14 protein-coding genes are annotated in these 14,795 nt (G+C 68.5%); 13 read left to right on the top strand and 1 reads right to left on the bottom strand.

The features are described 5' to 3' along the window. Window positions 1-157: 157 nt before the first annotated feature. From glyA to KME66_RS08755, 13 genes are all read left to right on the top strand, one after another. Window positions 158-1,447, top strand: a complete 1,290-nt coding sequence (gene glyA, locus KME66_RS08815) for a serine hydroxymethyltransferase (RefSeq protein WP_073214477.1) — start codon at window positions 158-160, stop codon at window positions 1,445-1,447. An 83-nt stretch (window positions 1,448-1,530) separates the two neighbouring features. Continuing rightward, window positions 1,531-2,928 carry an MraY family glycosyltransferase gene (locus KME66_RS08810; protein WP_216320776.1) on the top strand — a complete coding sequence of 466 codons (1,398 nt, stop codon included), beginning with the start codon at window positions 1,531-1,533 and terminating at the stop codon, window positions 2,926-2,928. A gap of 410 nt (window positions 2,929-3,338) precedes the next feature. Continuing rightward, window positions 3,339-3,713, top strand: a complete 375-nt coding sequence (locus KME66_RS08805) for a hypothetical protein (RefSeq protein ID WP_216320773.1) — start codon at window positions 3,339-3,341, stop codon at window positions 3,711-3,713. 392 nt (window positions 3,714-4,105) lie between these two features. Then, window positions 4,106-4,546: a hypothetical protein gene (locus tag KME66_RS08800; protein ID WP_032778978.1), complete on the top strand. Its 441-nt coding sequence runs from the start codon at window positions 4,106-4,108 to the stop codon at window positions 4,544-4,546. A gap of 200 nt (window positions 4,547-4,746) precedes the next feature. Then, entirely contained in the window at window positions 4,747-5,574 is an 828-nt protein-coding gene (atpB, locus tag KME66_RS08795) for a F0F1 ATP synthase subunit A (RefSeq protein ID WP_216320770.1), read from the top strand. A 95-nt stretch (window positions 5,575-5,669) separates the two neighbouring features. After that, entirely contained in the window at window positions 5,670-5,906 is a 237-nt protein-coding gene (gene atpE / locus KME66_RS08790) for an ATP synthase F0 subunit C (RefSeq protein WP_003966254.1), read from the top strand. A 37-nt stretch (window positions 5,907-5,943) separates the two neighbouring features. Then, window positions 5,944-6,480, top strand: a complete 537-nt coding sequence (locus KME66_RS08785; RefSeq protein WP_216320767.1) for a F0F1 ATP synthase subunit B — start codon at window positions 5,944-5,946, stop codon at window positions 6,478-6,480. Then, window positions 6,477-7,292: a F0F1 ATP synthase subunit delta gene (locus KME66_RS08780; RefSeq protein ID WP_216320764.1), complete on the top strand. Its 816-nt coding sequence runs from the start codon at window positions 6,477-6,479 to the stop codon at window positions 7,290-7,292. The genes KME66_RS08785 and KME66_RS08780 overlap by 4 nt, the downstream gene beginning before the upstream one ends. A gap of 128 nt (window positions 7,293-7,420) precedes the next feature. Next, window positions 7,421-8,992 carry a F0F1 ATP synthase subunit alpha gene (gene atpA / locus KME66_RS08775; protein ID WP_073214461.1) on the top strand — a complete coding sequence of 524 codons (1,572 nt, stop codon included), beginning with the start codon at window positions 7,421-7,423 and terminating at the stop codon, window positions 8,990-8,992. Window positions 8,993-8,995: 3 nt separating this feature from the next. After that, window positions 8,996-9,913: a F0F1 ATP synthase subunit gamma gene (locus KME66_RS08770; protein ID WP_073214459.1), complete on the top strand. Its 918-nt coding sequence runs from the start codon at window positions 8,996-8,998 to the stop codon at window positions 9,911-9,913. Beyond that, window positions 9,913-11,355, top strand: coding sequence for a F0F1 ATP synthase subunit beta (gene atpD, locus KME66_RS08765; protein WP_073214456.1), 1,443 nt, complete (start codon window positions 9,913-9,915; stop codon window positions 11,353-11,355). Before KME66_RS08770 ends, atpD begins: the two co-directional genes overlap by 1 nt. Window positions 11,356-11,464: 109 nt before the next feature. Then, complete coding sequence (locus KME66_RS08760) at window positions 11,465-11,839, top strand: F0F1 ATP synthase subunit epsilon (protein WP_065488242.1); 375 nt, start codon at window positions 11,465-11,467, stop codon at window positions 11,837-11,839. A 133-nt stretch (window positions 11,840-11,972) separates the two neighbouring features. Further along, window positions 11,973-12,419, top strand: coding sequence for a DUF2550 domain-containing protein (locus tag KME66_RS08755; protein WP_006127595.1), 447 nt, complete (start codon window positions 11,973-11,975; stop codon window positions 12,417-12,419). A gap of 358 nt (window positions 12,420-12,777) precedes the next feature. Here KME66_RS08755 and KME66_RS08750 read toward each other — a convergent pair whose 3' ends face one another. Further along, window positions 12,778-14,607: a glycoside hydrolase family 18 chitinase gene (locus KME66_RS08750; RefSeq protein ID WP_236726202.1), complete on the bottom strand. Its 1,830-nt coding sequence runs from the start codon at window positions 14,605-14,607 to the stop codon at window positions 12,778-12,780. Window positions 14,608-14,795: the final 188 nt, after the last annotated feature.

Raw genomic sequence — 14,795 nt, 5'->3', positions numbered from 1 at the left:
CCCCGTCGGACGACCGCACGGCCCGCCGTGACCGCCGGTGCGCCGACCGGCGTACGGCCCCCTCCGACAGCGGGCACGCCGCCCCGCCCCGGCGTACGTTGGAGCTGGCACCGGCACCCCTCGCCGGCGCACCCACCTCCAGGTCCGGAGCCGTCCCATGCCGGTCACCTCTGCCGCCGCACCCACGGCCGCGCCGCCCGCGCCCGAGCGCCCCGCCGCCCTGCCCCAGGACTTCGGCGCGCTGCTGAGCCAGGACCCGGAGATCGCCGGGATCCTGCTCGCGGAGCGCGACCGGCAGGCGGGCGCCCTCCAGCTGATCGCCGCCGAGAACTTCACCTCGCCCGCGGTCCTGGCCGCCCTCGGCTCCCCGCTCGCCAACAAGTACGCCGAGGGCTACCCGGGCGCCCGCCACCACGGCGGCTGCGAGCAGGCGGACGCGGCCGAACGCATCGCCGTACGCCGGGCCACCGCCCTCTTCGGCGCCGAGCACGCCAACGTCCAGCCGCACTCCGGCTCCGCCGCCGTCCTCGCCGCCTACGCCGCCCTGCTGCGCCCCGGCGACACCGTCCTCGCGATGGGACTCCCGTTCGGGGGGCACCTCACGCACGGGGCGCCGGGCAACTTCTCCGGCCGCTGGTTCGACTTCGCCGGCTACGGGGTCGACCCGGACACCGGGCTCATCGACCACACCCGCCTGCGCGCCCTGGCCCGCGCCCGCCGCCCCAAGGCCATCGTCTGCGGCTCCATCTCCTACCCCCGCCACCCCGACTACGCGGTGTTCCGGGAGATCGCCGACGAGGTCGGGGCGTACCTGATCGTGGACGCCGCCCACCCGATGGGGCTGATCGCCGGGGGAGCGGCGCCGAACCCCCTCCCGTACGCCGACGTGGTCTGCGCCACCACGCACAAGGTCCTGCGGGGGCCGCGCGGCGGCATGATCCTGTGCGGCGCCGAGCTGGCCGAGCGGATCGACCGGGCGGTGTTCCCGTTCACCCAGGGCGGGGCGCAGATGCACACGGTGGCGGCGAAGGCGGTCGCGTTCGGGGAGGCGGCCACCCCCGCGTACACCCTCTACGCCCACCAGGTCGTCGCCCACGCCCGGGTGCTCGCCGCCGGCCTGGAGGCGGAGGGCTTCGAGGTGACGACGGGCGGTACGGACACCCATATCGTCGTCGCGGACCCGGCCCCGCTCGGTGTCGACGGACGCACCGCCCGGGAGCGCCTGGCGGCGGCCGGCATGGTCCTGGACACCTGCGCCCTGCCGTACGGGGACGCCCGGGGCATCCGGCTCGGCACCGCCGCCGTCACCACGCAGGGCATGGACGACGGGGACATGGCCCGGATCGCGGCCCTGTTCGGAGCGGCCGTACGGGCGCGGGGCGAGGCCGGCCCGATCGCGGCGGAGGTCCGGGCACTGGCGGAGCGGAACCCTCCCTATCCGGGGTAGGCGAGGCGCGTGGAACCGTCACCCGTACCGTTGAGTCCTTGTACAGAGACTAGGGTGTGGGGCTGAGATGGCCGGCGAAACCTGTGGGGCAGCCCGTGCGTGATTACCTGCTGACGCTCTGTGTCACGGCAGCGGTGACCTATCTGCTGACCGGACCGGTGCGCAAGTTCGCCATCGCGATCGGGGCGATGCCCGCGATCCGTGCGCGTGACGTCCACCGCGAGCCGACACCCCGGCTCGGTGGGATCGCCATGTTCGGCGGGCTGTGTGCGGGGCTGATCGTCGCCGACCACCTGTTCAATCTCCAGGGGGTCTTCGAACTCTCCAACGAGCCACGGGCGTTGCTTTCGGGCGCCGCCCTGATCTGGCTGATCGGCGTGCTCGACGACAAGTTCGAGATCGACGCCCTGATCAAGCTCGGCGGCCAGATGATCGCCGCCGCCGTGATGGTCATCCAGGGGCTCACGATCCTGTGGCTGCCGATCCCCGGCGTCGGCACGGTCGCCCTCACCCAGTGGCAGGGCACGCTGCTCACGGTGGCGCTGGTCGTCATCACGATCAACGCGGTGAACTTCGTCGACGGTCTGGACGGCCTCGCGGCGGGCATGGTGTGCATCGCCTCGGCGGCGTTCTTCCTGTACGCCTACCGGCTCTGGATGGGCTACGGCATCGAGGCGGCGGCCCCCGCGACGCTCTTCTCGGCGATCCTGATGGGCATGTGCCTCGGCTTCCTGCCGCACAACATGCACCCGGCGCGGATCTTCATGGGCGACTCGGGCTCGATGCTGATCGGCCTGGTGCTGGCGGCGGGCGCGATCTCGATCACGGGCCAGGTCGACCCGGACAGCATGCGGATCTTCTTCGAGGGCAGCGAGCGCGGGGCCACCCACGCGATGTTCCCGGTCTTCATCCCGCTGCTGCTGCCGCTGACGATCATCGCGATCCCGGCCGCCGACCTGATCCTGGCCATCGTCCGGCGCACCTGGAACGGGCAGTCGCCGTTCGCCGCCGACCGCGGCCACCTGCACCACCGGCTGCTGGAGATCGGGCACTCGCACAGCCGGGCGGTGCTGATCATGTACTTCTGGTCCGCCCTCATCGCCTTCGGCACGGTCGGCTACTCCGTGCACTCGGCCTCCATGTGGATCGTCTTCCTCATCGTCGGCGCGAGCGCGATCGGGCTGATCCTGCTGCTGATGCCGCGCTTCACCCCGCGTGCTCCGCACTGGGCCAACCGCTTCGTCCCGCCCCGCTACCGTCACGGCGCCGCCGGGCAGGCCCCCGCTCCCTCGCCCTCCAGCGCCGAGCGGCCGGTGCCCGTGGCCTCCGGGGCCCAACAGGGCGCGGGGGGCGCTCAGATGGGCGAGGAGGCGGCCGACCGGGCCCCCGTGGCGATCGGAGTGTCCGGCGTCAACGGCGCTACCGCGATCGGCGCTCGTTCGCGTTTCTCCGATCGCCGTTCCGTCGACTCCTCGCGTTGACGATTCGGAAGTTTCGGCGCCACGGCGGTGGGTGAGCGTCAGCGCTTCCTCTTGGGCCAGAAGGTCGACAGCAGCCGCTGGACGATGTGCCACGCGGCAGCCAGAGCGACATTGGCCGGTATGTGATCCCTGTGGTATCGCGCTCGGTGATGTGTTCTGTGAGCACGTCTGCCATCAGCGCTCTTTGGTTCCGTGTTTCCTATTCCTAGAACGGACAGGCAGGGAAAAGCCAGGAATAAGACATTCCCCTTCCTGGGGTCTTGGGTATGCGCGGAGAAACTCATTGCAATGGATGTTGCATCCGCATAGCTTTTGGCGTGCCGAGCCCGTGACCGGGGTGCGGCAGTCCAAGATGATTCAGAGGGGGAACTGTGCGTAAATTCGCCTGCATAGTCGCATCGGCGGCGATCATGAGTGGCCTGCTCGGGGCTGGAGTCGCTCAGGCCTCGACGTCGTCTGCGCAGCAGCCGATCCAGGCCAAGGCGACCAAGAAGTTCCACGTGGCGCTCTACCCGAACCGAAAGTCGGAGTCTGACCAGAAGTTCAAGAAGGGGAAGACCGGCAAGGTGAAGTACACCGTGACGAAGAAGGGGTGGGACCACGCCGTCGGATTCCGGCTCGTCACGTGCAAGGGGCACAAGGGCCTGACCGAGTGGATCGACTTCAAGAAGAAGAAGGGCGACTATTACACCTTCAAGAAGTCGGTCAAGAAGGGGACCTGCTTCAAGGTGCAGGCCGGCCGCTCGTGGGCTCAGGGCGTTGACGGGAAGGTGCAGTACAGCTGACGCTGCAGCCGGGGACGGTCTAGGCGCTCATGGGCCGGTGGTCACGATCGTGACCACCGGCCCTTCTGCTTGGCAGGGGCGTTGCGCTGCATGGAACTTCGCTCGTGCGGGTGGCCGGCGACGGGGATGGGGTGAGCAAAACGCTGCATTACCAGACATCCCGCCCGGCTTCACGCTCAGGCGCGCGGGTTAGTCCTCACGTGTGACGGTTGGCACACTTTCTAGGTAAAGACCTCATCAAATAGTTTGTGATACCGTTCACGAGACCCGGTGATGGAGCCGAAGGACCCTAGTGAGACGGTCCTCGGACCCGGAAATCCGCCTAGCGGACCGGGCCTACGCTCGTCCATGACGACGCCCCATTCCTCCCCAAGACCAGTGGAGCTGCCGCCATGCAGTCCGACATGCGCGAAGTGCTGCGCATCGCCACCCCCACCGCCGCGGTGGGAGCCATCGCCACGCTCGTCGGCGGGCTGCTCGCCGGCGGCGAGGGGGCGATCGGTGCCGCAGTCGGCTGCGTGGTCGTGATCGTCTTCATGGCGCTCGGACTCCTGGCGCTCAACTGGGTCGGCAAGACCATGCCCCACCTGTTCCAGGGCATGGGGCTGATGATCTACTCGGCCCAGCTCGTGCTCCTGCTCATCTTCATCCTGAGCATCCGGAACACCTCTCTCTTCGATCTTCAGGTCTTTGCTCTCTCGCTGGTCGCAGCCGTGATCACGTGGATCACCACGCAGGCCGTGCTGCACGCGCGAAGCAAGACCCTCTACGTCGACCCCGACGCGGACACCCGGAAGCGACCGGGCGGAGCTGGGGGAGATCGTGACGAGTAGGGCCGGGATAAAGCCGCGTTCGACGTGCTGCTATCGTCCGGTCTCGGTTGCGGTAGTGCGAGCGCGGGCAACAGGGCGGTCGCTTGATTCATCGCGAGGCTTCGGGCCCGGCCGCCGCCTCCTCACCGTAAGAACCAGTCCGGTGCCGACCTGCGGCCACCCGCCGCTCCGACACAACGAGGTAGCCGCATCCATGCGCCATGCAGAAGGAGCTCTTGGTGACTGACGCCCAGACGCTCGCCTTCGAGACGAACTGCCACCTTTTCAAGGACTGCGGGTTCCACGCCCCCAGCGTGTGGTCGTTCATGTTCGAGCCGCTCTTCACCATTGGGCCTGTCGAGTTCAACAAGCCCATGCTGCTTGCGATCATCGGCACGTTCGCGATCCTGGCCTTCTTCTGGGCCGGTTTCTCGAAGCCCAAGGTCGTTCCGGGCAAGCTGCAGATGGTCGCCGAGGCGCTGTACGACTTCGTCCACCGCGGCATCGCCCGTGAGGTCATCGGCAAGAAGGGCGAGCCCTTCGTTCCTCTGCTGGTCTCGCTGTTCTTCTTCGTCTGGATGCTGAACCTCTGGGCCATCATTCCGATCGCCCAGTTCCCGGTCAGCTCCGTCATCGCCTACCCCGTCGGCCTGGCCCTGGTGGTCTGGGTGACGTACATGACGGTGACGTTCCGGTCGAACGGATTCGTCGGCGGTGTACGCAACCTCTGCGTCCCGAGCGGTCTGCCCAAGCCGATCTACGTGCTGCTGACGCCGCTGGAGTTCATCTCCAACGTGTTCGTCCGGCCGTTCACGCTGGCGGTGCGACTCTTCGCGAACATGTTCGCGGGCCACATCCTGATCCTGATCTTCACGATCGCCACCTGGTACATGCTCGGCACCGTCCTCGGCACGTTCTACGCGGGCGCGTCGTTCATCATGACGCTGATCCTCACCGTGTTCGAGTTGTTCATCCAGGCCCTTCAGGCCTACGTGTTCACGGTGCTGACCGCCACGTACCTGTCCCAGGCGCTCGAAGAAGCCCACTGAGGACCCGACAGCCCCCCGGCTTCACCCCTCAGCTCCCCAGACGCCCGGTGCGAAGACCATTTCCACCGGACCCACCAAGAGAAGGAACCACAGACATGTCTGCTGCTTTCGAGACCCTCGCGGCCGTGAACGGCAACGTCGGCACCATCGGCTACGGCCTCGCCGCGATCGGCCCCGGTATCGGCATCGGCATCATCTTCGGTAACGGTGTGCAGGCCATCGCCCGCCAGCCCGAGGCTGCCGGCCTCATCCGCCAGAACATGCTGCTCGGCTTCGCCGTCGTCGAGGCCCTGGCCCTGATCGGCTTCGTCGTTCCGTTCATCGTCAAGTGACGTTGTGCCTGTAGCTCCATTCGACGAAAGGTCCACCATGATGTACGTGGCAGCCGAGACGGCGCAGGACCCTCTGCTCCCGGTGTGGCCCGAGATCGTCATCGGCTTGATCTGCTTCGGCATCGTCTTCTTCGTCTTCGCGAAGAAGCTCCTCCCGGCCATCAACAAGGCCCTGGACGAGCGTCGTGAGGCGATCGAAGGTGGCATCGAGAAGGCCGAAGCGGCTCAGACCGAGGCGCAGAGCGTTCTTGAGCAGTACAAGGCCCAGCTCGCCGAGGCCCGCCACGAGGCCGCGCGTCTGCGCCAGGAGGCGCAGGAGCAGGGTGCCGTCATCATCCAGGAGATGAAGGCGGAGGGTCAGCGCCAGCGCGAGGAGATCATCGCCGCCGGCCACACCCAGATCGAGGCCGACCGCAAGGCCGCGGCCTCGGCGCTGCGCCAGGACGTGGGCAAGCTCGCCACCGACCTGGCCGGCAAGCTCGTCGGCGAGTCCCTCCAGGACCACGCCCGGCAGAGCGGCACCGTCGACCGGTTCCTCGACGAGCTCGAGGCGAAGGCCGAGGCGGCCCGATGAACGGCGCGAGCCGCGAAGCGCTGGCCGCCGGACGCGAGCGTCTCGACGCGCTGACCGACAACACGTCGGTCGACGCGGCGAAGCTCGCCGAGGAGCTGGCGTCGGTCACCGCGCTGCTCGACCGCGAAGTATCCCTGCGCCGGGTTCTCACCGACCCGGCCCAGAGCGGCGAGAGCAAGGCCGAGCTGGCCACGCGTCTGCTCGGCGGGCAGGTCGGCGGCGAGACCGTCGACCTGGTCTCCGGACTCGTCCGGTCCCGCTGGTCGCACTCCCGTGACCTGGTGGACTCGGTCGAGGAGCTGGCGAACACCGCCGACCTCATCGCGGCCCAGCGCGGCGGCGTCCTCGACGACGTCGAGGACGAGCTGTTCCGGTTCGCCCGGATCGTCGGCTCCGACACGGAGCTGCGTTCCGCGCTGACCAGCCGCACGGCCACGGCGTCCGCCAAGGGCGAGCTGCTGCGCAGCCTGCTCGGCGGCAAGGCGCAGCGGGTCACGGAGCGGATCATCGTCCGCCTCGTCACCCACCCGCGTGGACGTAGCCTGGAAGCAGGGCTGGACTCGCTGTCCAAGCTCGCCGCGGAGCGCCGGAACCGCATGGTCGCCGTCGTCACCTCGGCGGTGCCGCTCAGCGACCGGCAGAAGCAGCGCCTCGGCGCAGCTCTGGCGAAGCTCTACGGCCGTGAGATGCACCTGAACCTGGACGTGGACCCCTCGGTCCTCGGCGGGGTCTCGGTGCGCGTCGGTGACGAGATCATCAACGGCACCGTCGCGGAGCGCCTCGACGAGGCGACCCGCCGCATGGCCGGCTGAGACAGAGCAAGAACAAGCAAGACCAGCGGCCCGGTTGGGCCGTGCAGAAATTGCAGAAGATTCCTGGGGGTCGGCCCCCAGACCCCCTTAAGAAACTTCGGGCCCAACAAGGAGAGCAGGGAACCCAGATGGCGGAGCTCACGATCCGGCCGGAGGAGATCCGGGACGCACTGGATAACTTTGTCCAGTCGTACCAGCCGGACGCGGCCTCGCGCGAGGAGGTCGGTACGGTCAGCGTTGCCGGCGACGGCATCGCGAAGGTGGAGGGTCTGCCCTCCGCCATGGCGAACGAGCTGCTGAAGTTCGAGGACGGCACCCTCGGTCTCGCCCTCAACCTCGAGGAGCGCGAGATCGGTGCGATCGTCCTCGGCGAGTTCAGCGGAATCGAGGAGGGCCAGTCGGTGCAGCGCACCGGCGAGGTGCTCTCCGTCGGCGTCGGCGAGGGCTACCTCGGCCGCGTCGTCGACCCGCTCGGCAACCCGATCGACGGTCTCGGCGAGATCGAGACCGACAGCCGTCGCGCCCTCGAGCTGCAGGCCCCTGGCGTCATGGTCCGCAAGTCGGTGCACGAGCCGATGCAGACCGGCTACAAGGCCGTCGACGCCATGGTGCCGATCGGCCGCGGCCAGCGTCAGCTGATCATCGGCGACCGCCAGACGGGCAAGACCGCCCTGGCCGTCGACACGATCATCAACCAGCGCGACAACTGGCGCTCGGGCGACGTGAACAAGCAGGTCCGCTGCATCTACGTCGCCGTCGGTCAGAAGGGTTCCACCATCGCCTCCGTGCGTGGTGCGCTCGAAGAGGCCGGTGCGCTGGAGTACACGACCATCGTCGCCGCCCCGGCGTCCGACCCGGCCGGCTTCAAGTACCTGGCGCCGTACACCGGTTCGGCCATCGGCCAGCACTGGATGTACCAGGGCAAGCACGTCCTGATCATCTTCGACGACCTCTCGAAGCAGGCCGACGCCTACCGCGCCGTGTCCCTGCTGCTGCGCCGCCCGCCGGGCCGCGAGGCCTACCCGGGTGACGTCTTCTACCTGCACTCCCGTCTGCTGGAGCGCTGCGCCAAGCTCTCCGACGACATGGGCGCCGGTTCGATGACGGGCCTCCCGATCGTCGAGACCAAGGCCAACGACGTGTCGGCCTTCATCCCGACCAACGTCATCTCCATCACCGACGGCCAGTGCTTCCTGGAGTCCGACCTGTTCAACGCGGGTCAGCGTCCGGCGCTCAACGTCGGTATCTCGGTCTCCCGCGTCGGTGGCTCCGCCCAGCACAAGGCCATGAAGCAGGTCTCCGGCCGGCTTCGCGTGGACCTCGCCCAGTACCGCGAGCTGGAGGCGTTCGCCGCCTTCGGTTCCGACCTGGACGCGGCCTCGAAGGCCTCGCTGGAGCGCGGTAAGCGCATGGTCGAGCTGCTGAAGCAGCCGCAGTACGCCCCGTTCCCGGTGGAGGAGCAGGTCGTCTCGGTCTGGGCCGGCACCACGGGCAAGATGGACGACGTCCCGGTCGAGGACATCCGTCGCTTCGAGGCCGAGCTGCTGGAGTTCCTGCGCCGTGAGCGCAAGGATCTCCTGACCAGCATCGCCGAGGGCGGCAAGATGTCCGACGACACGCTGCAGTCGATCGCCGACGCGATCGCCGCCTTCAAGCAGCAGTTCGAGACCTCGGACGGCAAGCTCCTGGGCGAGGGCTGATCGATGGGCGCTCAGCTTCGCGTTTACAAGCGCCGCATCCAAGCCGTCACCGCGACCAAGAAGATCACCAAGGCGATGGAGATGATCGCCGCCTCGCGCATCGTCAAGGCGCAGCGCAAGGTGGCGGCATCGCAGCCGTACGCGACCGAGCTCACCCGCGCGGTGACCGCGGTGGCGACCGGCTCCGACGCCAACCACCCGCTCACCACCGAGGTCGAGGCCCCGACCCGGGCCGCGGTCCTGCTCATCACGAGCGACCGTGGTCTGGCCGGCGGTTACTCCTCCAACGCCATCAAGGCCGCGGAGCGACTGCGGGAGCGCCTTGCCTCCGAGGGCAAGGAGGTCGACACGTACATCGTCGGCCGCAAGGGTGTCGCGTACTACGGCTTCCGCGAGCGCAAGGTCGTCGACTCCTGGACCGGCTTCACCGACAACCCGGCGTACAGCGATGCCAAGCGCGTCGCCGCCCCGTTGATCGAGGCCATCCGGAACGAAACGGCCGAGGGCGGCGTCGACGAGCTGCACATCGTCTTCACGGAATTCGTGTCGATGATGACGCAGAACGCCATCGACGCACGGATGCTGCCGCTTTCGCTCGACGACGTCGCCGCGGAGAGCACCCGCAAGGGTGAGATCCTCCCGCTCTTCGAGTTCGAGCCGTCGGCCGAGGACGTCCTGGACGCCCTTCTGCCGCGCTACGTCGAGAGCCGTATCTACAACGCCCTGCTGCAGGCGGCCGCTTCCGAGCACGCCGCCCGCCGCCGTGCGATGAAGTCGGCCACCGACAACGCCGGGGACCTCATCAAGAGCCTGTCCCGGCTTGCCAACGCGGCCCGCCAGGCCGAAATCACCCAGGAAATCAGCGAGATCGTCGGCGGTGCCAGTGCCCTGGCCGACGCGACCGCGGGGAGTGACAAGTAATGACGACGACAGTTGAGACGGCCGCTGCCACGGGCCGCGTCGCCCGGGTCATCGGCCCGGTCGTCGACGTGGAGTTCCCCGTCGACGCGATGCCCGACATCTACAACGCCCTCCACGTCGAGGTGGCCGACCCGGCCGAGGACGGCGCCCGCAAGACGCTGACCCTCGAAGTCGCCCAGCACCTGGGTGACGGCGTGGTCCGCGCGATCTCGATGCAGCCCACCGACGGCCTGGTCCGCCAGGCCCCGGTGACCGACACGGGCACGGGCATCACCGTTCCCGTCGGTGACGTGACCAAGGGCAAGGTCTTCAACACCCTCGGTCAGATCCTGAACGAGCCCGAGGCCGAGTCGCAGATCACCGAGCGCTGGCCGATCCACCGCAAGGCTCCGGACTTCGACCAGCTCGAGTCGAAGACCGAGATGTTCGAGACCGGCCTGAAGGTCGTCGACCTCCTCACCCCGTACGTCAAGGGTGGGAAGATCGGTCTCTTCGGTGGTGCGGGCGTCGGCAAGACGGTCCTCATCCAGGAAATGATCATGCGTGTGGCGAAGCTGCACGACGGTGTGTCGGTGTTCGCCGGTGTCGGTGAGCGCACCCGTGAGGGCAACGACCTCATCGACGAGATGACCGAGTCGGGCGTGCTGGACAAGACCGCGCTCGTCTTCGGCCAGATGGACGAGCCGCCGGGGACGCGTCTGCGCGTGGCCCTGTCCGCCCTGACCATGGCGGAGTACTTCCGCGATGTGCAGAAGCAGGACGTGCTGCTCTTCATCGACAACATCTTCCGCTTCACGCAGGCCGGCTCCGAGGTCTCCACGCTGCTCGGCCGCATGCCGTCCGCGGTGGGTTACCAGCCGACCCTGGCCGACGAGATGGGTGTGCTCCAGGAGCGCATCACCTCGACGCGTGGTCACTCGATCACCTCGATGCAGGCGATCTACGTCCCCGCGGACGACCTGACCGACCCGGCCCCGGCCACCACGTTCGCCCACCTCGACGCGACGACGGTGCTCTCCCGTCCGATCTCGGAGAAGGGCATCTACCCGGCCGTGGACCCGCTGGACTCCACGTCCCGCATCCTGGACCCGCGCTACATCTCGCAGGACCACTACAACGCGGCCAGCCGCGTCAAGGGGATCCTGCAGAAGTACAAGGACCTCCAGGACATCATCGCGATCCTCGGTATCGACGAGCTGGGCGAGGAGGACAAGCTCGTCGTCCACCGTGCCCGTCGCGTCGAGCGCTTCCTGTCGCAGAACACCCACGCCGCCAAGCAGTTCACCGGCCTGGACGGTTCGGACGTTCCGCTCGACGAGTCGATCGCCGCGTTCAACGCGATCTGCGACGGGGACTACGACCACTTCCCCGAGCAGGCGTTCTTCATGTGCGGTGGCCTGGACGACCTCAAGGCCAAGGCCAAGGAGCTCGGCGTCTCCTGAGCCTCCGGCTCACCGAGGGGGGTGGGTGTGTCCCGCCCCCCTCACCACGCCCCGTAGAATTGACCCAACACCCGGCCGGGCGGCCGGGTGGTGACCCGAGGAGCCACCCTTGGCTGCTGAGCTGCATGTCGAGCTGGTCGCCGCGGACCGAAGTGTCTGGTCCGGCGAGGCCACCCTGGTCGTCGCGCGTACCACGTCCGGCGACATCGGCGTCATGCCCGGTCACCAGCCGCTTCTCGGTGTGCTGGAATCGGGCCCGGTGACGATCCGCACGAGCGAGGGCGGCACCGTCGTCGCCGCCGTGCACGGTGGATTCATCTCGTTCGCGGACGACAAGCTGTCGCTGCTGGCCGAGATCGCCGAGCTGGCCGACGAGATCGATGTCGAGCGCGCCGAGCGTGCGCTGGAGCTCGCGAAGTCGGATGCCGACGCTGCCGCCGAGCGGCGCGCCGAGATCCGTCTGCGCGCGGTGGCGGTGCTCTAGCACCCCCACTGACAGATGTTTTTACTCAGCCGCGGCCCGAGCTGGAGCGATCCAGCCGTGTCGCGGCTGAGGCGATGCAGGTGCAATACGGTTGCGGTGTTCGTTACTCGACGATGCGAGGAGGTCGGTGGAGATGGTCCTCGCATTGTGGGTGGGCTTGTCCGTCGTCGTCATGGTCCTGCTGGGACTGTTCGTCTTCGGCCTGCGCCGGCGGCTGATCCAGCGCTCCGGAGGGACCTTCGACTGCAGTCTGCGCTGGGACGTGTCCGAGGAACCGGACTCCCTCGGCAAAGGCTGGGTGTACGGGGTCGCCCGCTACAGCGGTGACCGCGTCGACTGGTTCCGTGTCTTCTCCTACGCTCCTCGCCCCCGCCGGGGCCTGGAGCGTTCTGCGATCGAGGTGATCGCCCGCCGGATGCCGGAGGGCGAGGAGGAGCTCGCCCTGCTGTCCGACTCCGTCGTGCTCGGCTGTCTCCACCGGGGGACGCGCCTGGAGCTGGCGATGAGCGAGGACGCCCTCACCGGCTTCCTGGCCTGGCTGGAGGCGGCACCGCCCGGCCAGCGGGTCAATGTGGCCTGATCGGTAGCCCCGCTGAAGGGGGTCCCTCCGGACGAAGCCGGGGGCAATGCGGCCTGATCGGCAGCCCCGCTGGAGGGCGGTCTCTCCGGAGGAAGCCTGGGGGAGGGTCGGCGTGGCTTGATCAGCAGCCCCGCTGGACGGGCGTTCCCCGGACGCAGTCCGGAGGAGGGGCGACGCGCCCCGGTCGGCCGCCCCGCTGGATGGGGGTTCCCGCCCGGGACGGAGTCGCGGGGCAGGACGACCGTGGCGCGGCGGAGCGCGTACCGAGCCGCACACAGCGAAAAACCGGGGAGACGGGGGGCGGACCCGTCTCCCCGGTGTCTTTCCGGGGTGGTGCTTCGCGTTACGGCGGGGGGATCTACTGCAGACCGCTGTCCATCGCGCTCACCAGTTCGCCGTTGGCGGTGTCACCGGAGAACTCCCAGAAGAACGCGCCTCCCAGGTTCTGGTTCTTGGCCCAGGCCATCTTGGTGCCGATGGTGGCCGGGGTGTCGTAGCTCCACCAGTTGGTGCCGCAGTGGGCGTACGCGGTGCCGGCGATGGTGCCGGTCGCCGGGCAGGAGCTCTTGAGGACCTTGTAGTCCTCGATGCCCGCCTCGTACGTGCCCGAGGCCGCTCCGGTCGCCGTGCCGCCGGGGGCGGACTGGGTGACGCCGGTCCAGCCGCGGCCGTAGAAGCCGATGCCGAGGAGCAGCTTCTTGGCCGGGACGCCCTTCGCCTTCAGCTTGGCGATCGCGTCGGCGGAGTTGAAGCCCGCCTGGGGGATGCCGGCGTACGAGGTCAGCGGGGAGTGCGGGGCCGTCGGGCCCTGCTTCGCCCAGGCGCCGAAGAAGTCGTACGTCATCACGTTGTACCAGTCGAAGGACTTGGCAGCTCCCGCGTAGTCGGCGGCGTCGATCTTGCCGCCGTCGGAGGCATCCGCGGTGATGGCGGCGGTGACCAGGTTGTTCGGGCCGAACTTGGCGCGCATCGCGTCGGCCATGGTCTTGATCGCGGCCGGTCCGCTGGTGTCACAGCTCAGACCACAGGCGTTGGGGTACTCCCAGTCCAGGTCGATGCCGTCGAAGACATCGGCCCAGCGGGGGTCCTCGACCAGGTCGTAGCAGGACTGGGCGAAGGCGGCGGGGTTCTGGACGGCCTGGCCGAAGCCGCCGGACCAGGTCCAGCCGCCGAACGACCAGAGGACCTTGATGTGCGGGTACTTGGCCTTCAGCTTGCGCAGCTGGTTGAAGTTGCCGCGCAGCGGCTGGTCCCAGGTGTCGGCGACGCCGTCGACGGACTGGGCGGCGGTGTAGGCCTTGTCGTAGTCGGCGTACGCGTCACCGATGGTGCACTTGCCGTTCTGCACGTTGCCGAAGGCGTAGTTGATGTGCGTGATCTTGGCGGCCGAGCCGGACGTCACCAGGTTCTTGACGTGGTAGTTGCGTCCGTAGACGCCCCAGTTGGTGAAGTAGCCCAGGTTGACCTTGTCGCCGCCGGGCTGCTGGCCGCCGCCACCGGTGGTGCGCACGGAGACGGAGCCGGAGACCGGGCCGGTCTGGTCCCCGGTGTCCCGGGCCTGCACGGCGTAGGAGTAGTCGGTGCCCGCGGTCAGACCGGTGTTGGTGTACGTGGTGCCGGTGACCGTGGCGACCTTCGCGCCGTCCCGCAGGACGTCGTAGTTCTTGACGCCCTTGTCGTCGGTGGCCGCGCTCCAGCTGAGCTTCACCGAGGTGTCGGTGACGTCGCTGGTGGTCGGGGTGCCGGGGGCGGAGGGCGGGTTGTCCCCGGGAACGGAGCCGCCGTCACAGGAGGCGCCGTTCAGCTTGCAGCCGGTGGGGGAGCCGGAGCCGCTGCCGTTGAAGCCGAAGCTGACGCTGGCGCCGGGCGCGACGGTCCCGTTCCACGAGAGGTTCTTGGCGGTCCAGTGGGTGCCGCTGCTGGTGACGGAGGCGTCCCAGGCCGAGCCGACGGAGGTGCCCGAGGGGAAGTCCCACTCGATGGTCCAGGAGGAGAGCGCGGTGGTGCCGGTGTTCTTCACCGTCCACTGGCCCTCGAAGCCGCTGCCCCAGTCCGACTTCTTGGTGTACGTGGCCGTGGCCGACGCGGCTGCCGAGGCGGGGGTGGCGAGCCCCACCATCGCGGCCAGCGGCACGACCAGCGCGGTCAGGCCCGCGACGACCTTGGATCTGCCGCTGACACCGGGCATCCATCGGAATCTGGAACGGCGTTGGGGGGATTCTGTGCTCAAGGGTGCTCCTCGGGTGAGGTCCAACAAACGGGGGTGATTCGTGGACTGCAACCCTGCGCCGCCCTGAGTACGGGTGCTCTCGTACTCACCGCAGTGTGTCCGGTGACACTAGAAAGGTCTGGACCAACCGTCAAGAGGTCTGGACC

Source organism: Streptomyces sp. YPW6, from assembly GCF_018866325.1.
In the GTDB taxonomy this organism is placed as follows: Bacteria; Actinomycetota; Actinomycetes; order Streptomycetales; family Streptomycetaceae; genus Streptomyces.
The sequence above is the reverse complement of the archived record's forward strand: the minus strand, read 5'-3'. Positions and strand labels throughout refer to the sequence as shown.

Coding starts and splice junctions, on each gene's coding strand:
- glyA (WP_073214477.1), top strand. CDS start 158: ATGCCGGTCACCTCTGCCGCCGCACCCACGGCCGCGCCGCCCGCGCCC.
- KME66_RS08805 (WP_216320773.1), top strand. CDS start 3,339: ATGAGTGGCCTGCTCGGGGCTGGAGTCGCTCAGGCCTCGACGTCGTCT.
- KME66_RS08800 (WP_032778978.1), top strand. CDS start 4,106: ATGCAGTCCGACATGCGCGAAGTGCTGCGCATCGCCACCCCCACCGCC.
- atpB (WP_216320770.1), top strand. CDS start 4,747: ATGCAGAAGGAGCTCTTGGTGACTGACGCCCAGACGCTCGCCTTCGAG.
- atpE (WP_003966254.1), top strand. CDS start 5,670: ATGTCTGCTGCTTTCGAGACCCTCGCGGCCGTGAACGGCAACGTCGGC.
- KME66_RS08785 (WP_216320767.1), top strand. CDS start 5,944: ATGATGTACGTGGCAGCCGAGACGGCGCAGGACCCTCTGCTCCCGGTG.
- KME66_RS08780 (WP_216320764.1), top strand. CDS start 6,477: ATGAACGGCGCGAGCCGCGAAGCGCTGGCCGCCGGACGCGAGCGTCTC.
- atpA (WP_073214461.1), top strand. CDS start 7,421: ATGGCGGAGCTCACGATCCGGCCGGAGGAGATCCGGGACGCACTGGAT.
- KME66_RS08770 (WP_073214459.1), top strand. CDS start 8,996: ATGGGCGCTCAGCTTCGCGTTTACAAGCGCCGCATCCAAGCCGTCACC.
- atpD (WP_073214456.1), top strand. CDS start 9,913: ATGACGACGACAGTTGAGACGGCCGCTGCCACGGGCCGCGTCGCCCGG.
- KME66_RS08755 (WP_006127595.1), top strand. CDS start 11,973: ATGGTCCTCGCATTGTGGGTGGGCTTGTCCGTCGTCGTCATGGTCCTG.
- KME66_RS08750 (WP_236726202.1), bottom strand. CDS start 14,607: ATGCCCGGTGTCAGCGGCAGATCCAAGGTCGTCGCGGGCCTGACCGCG.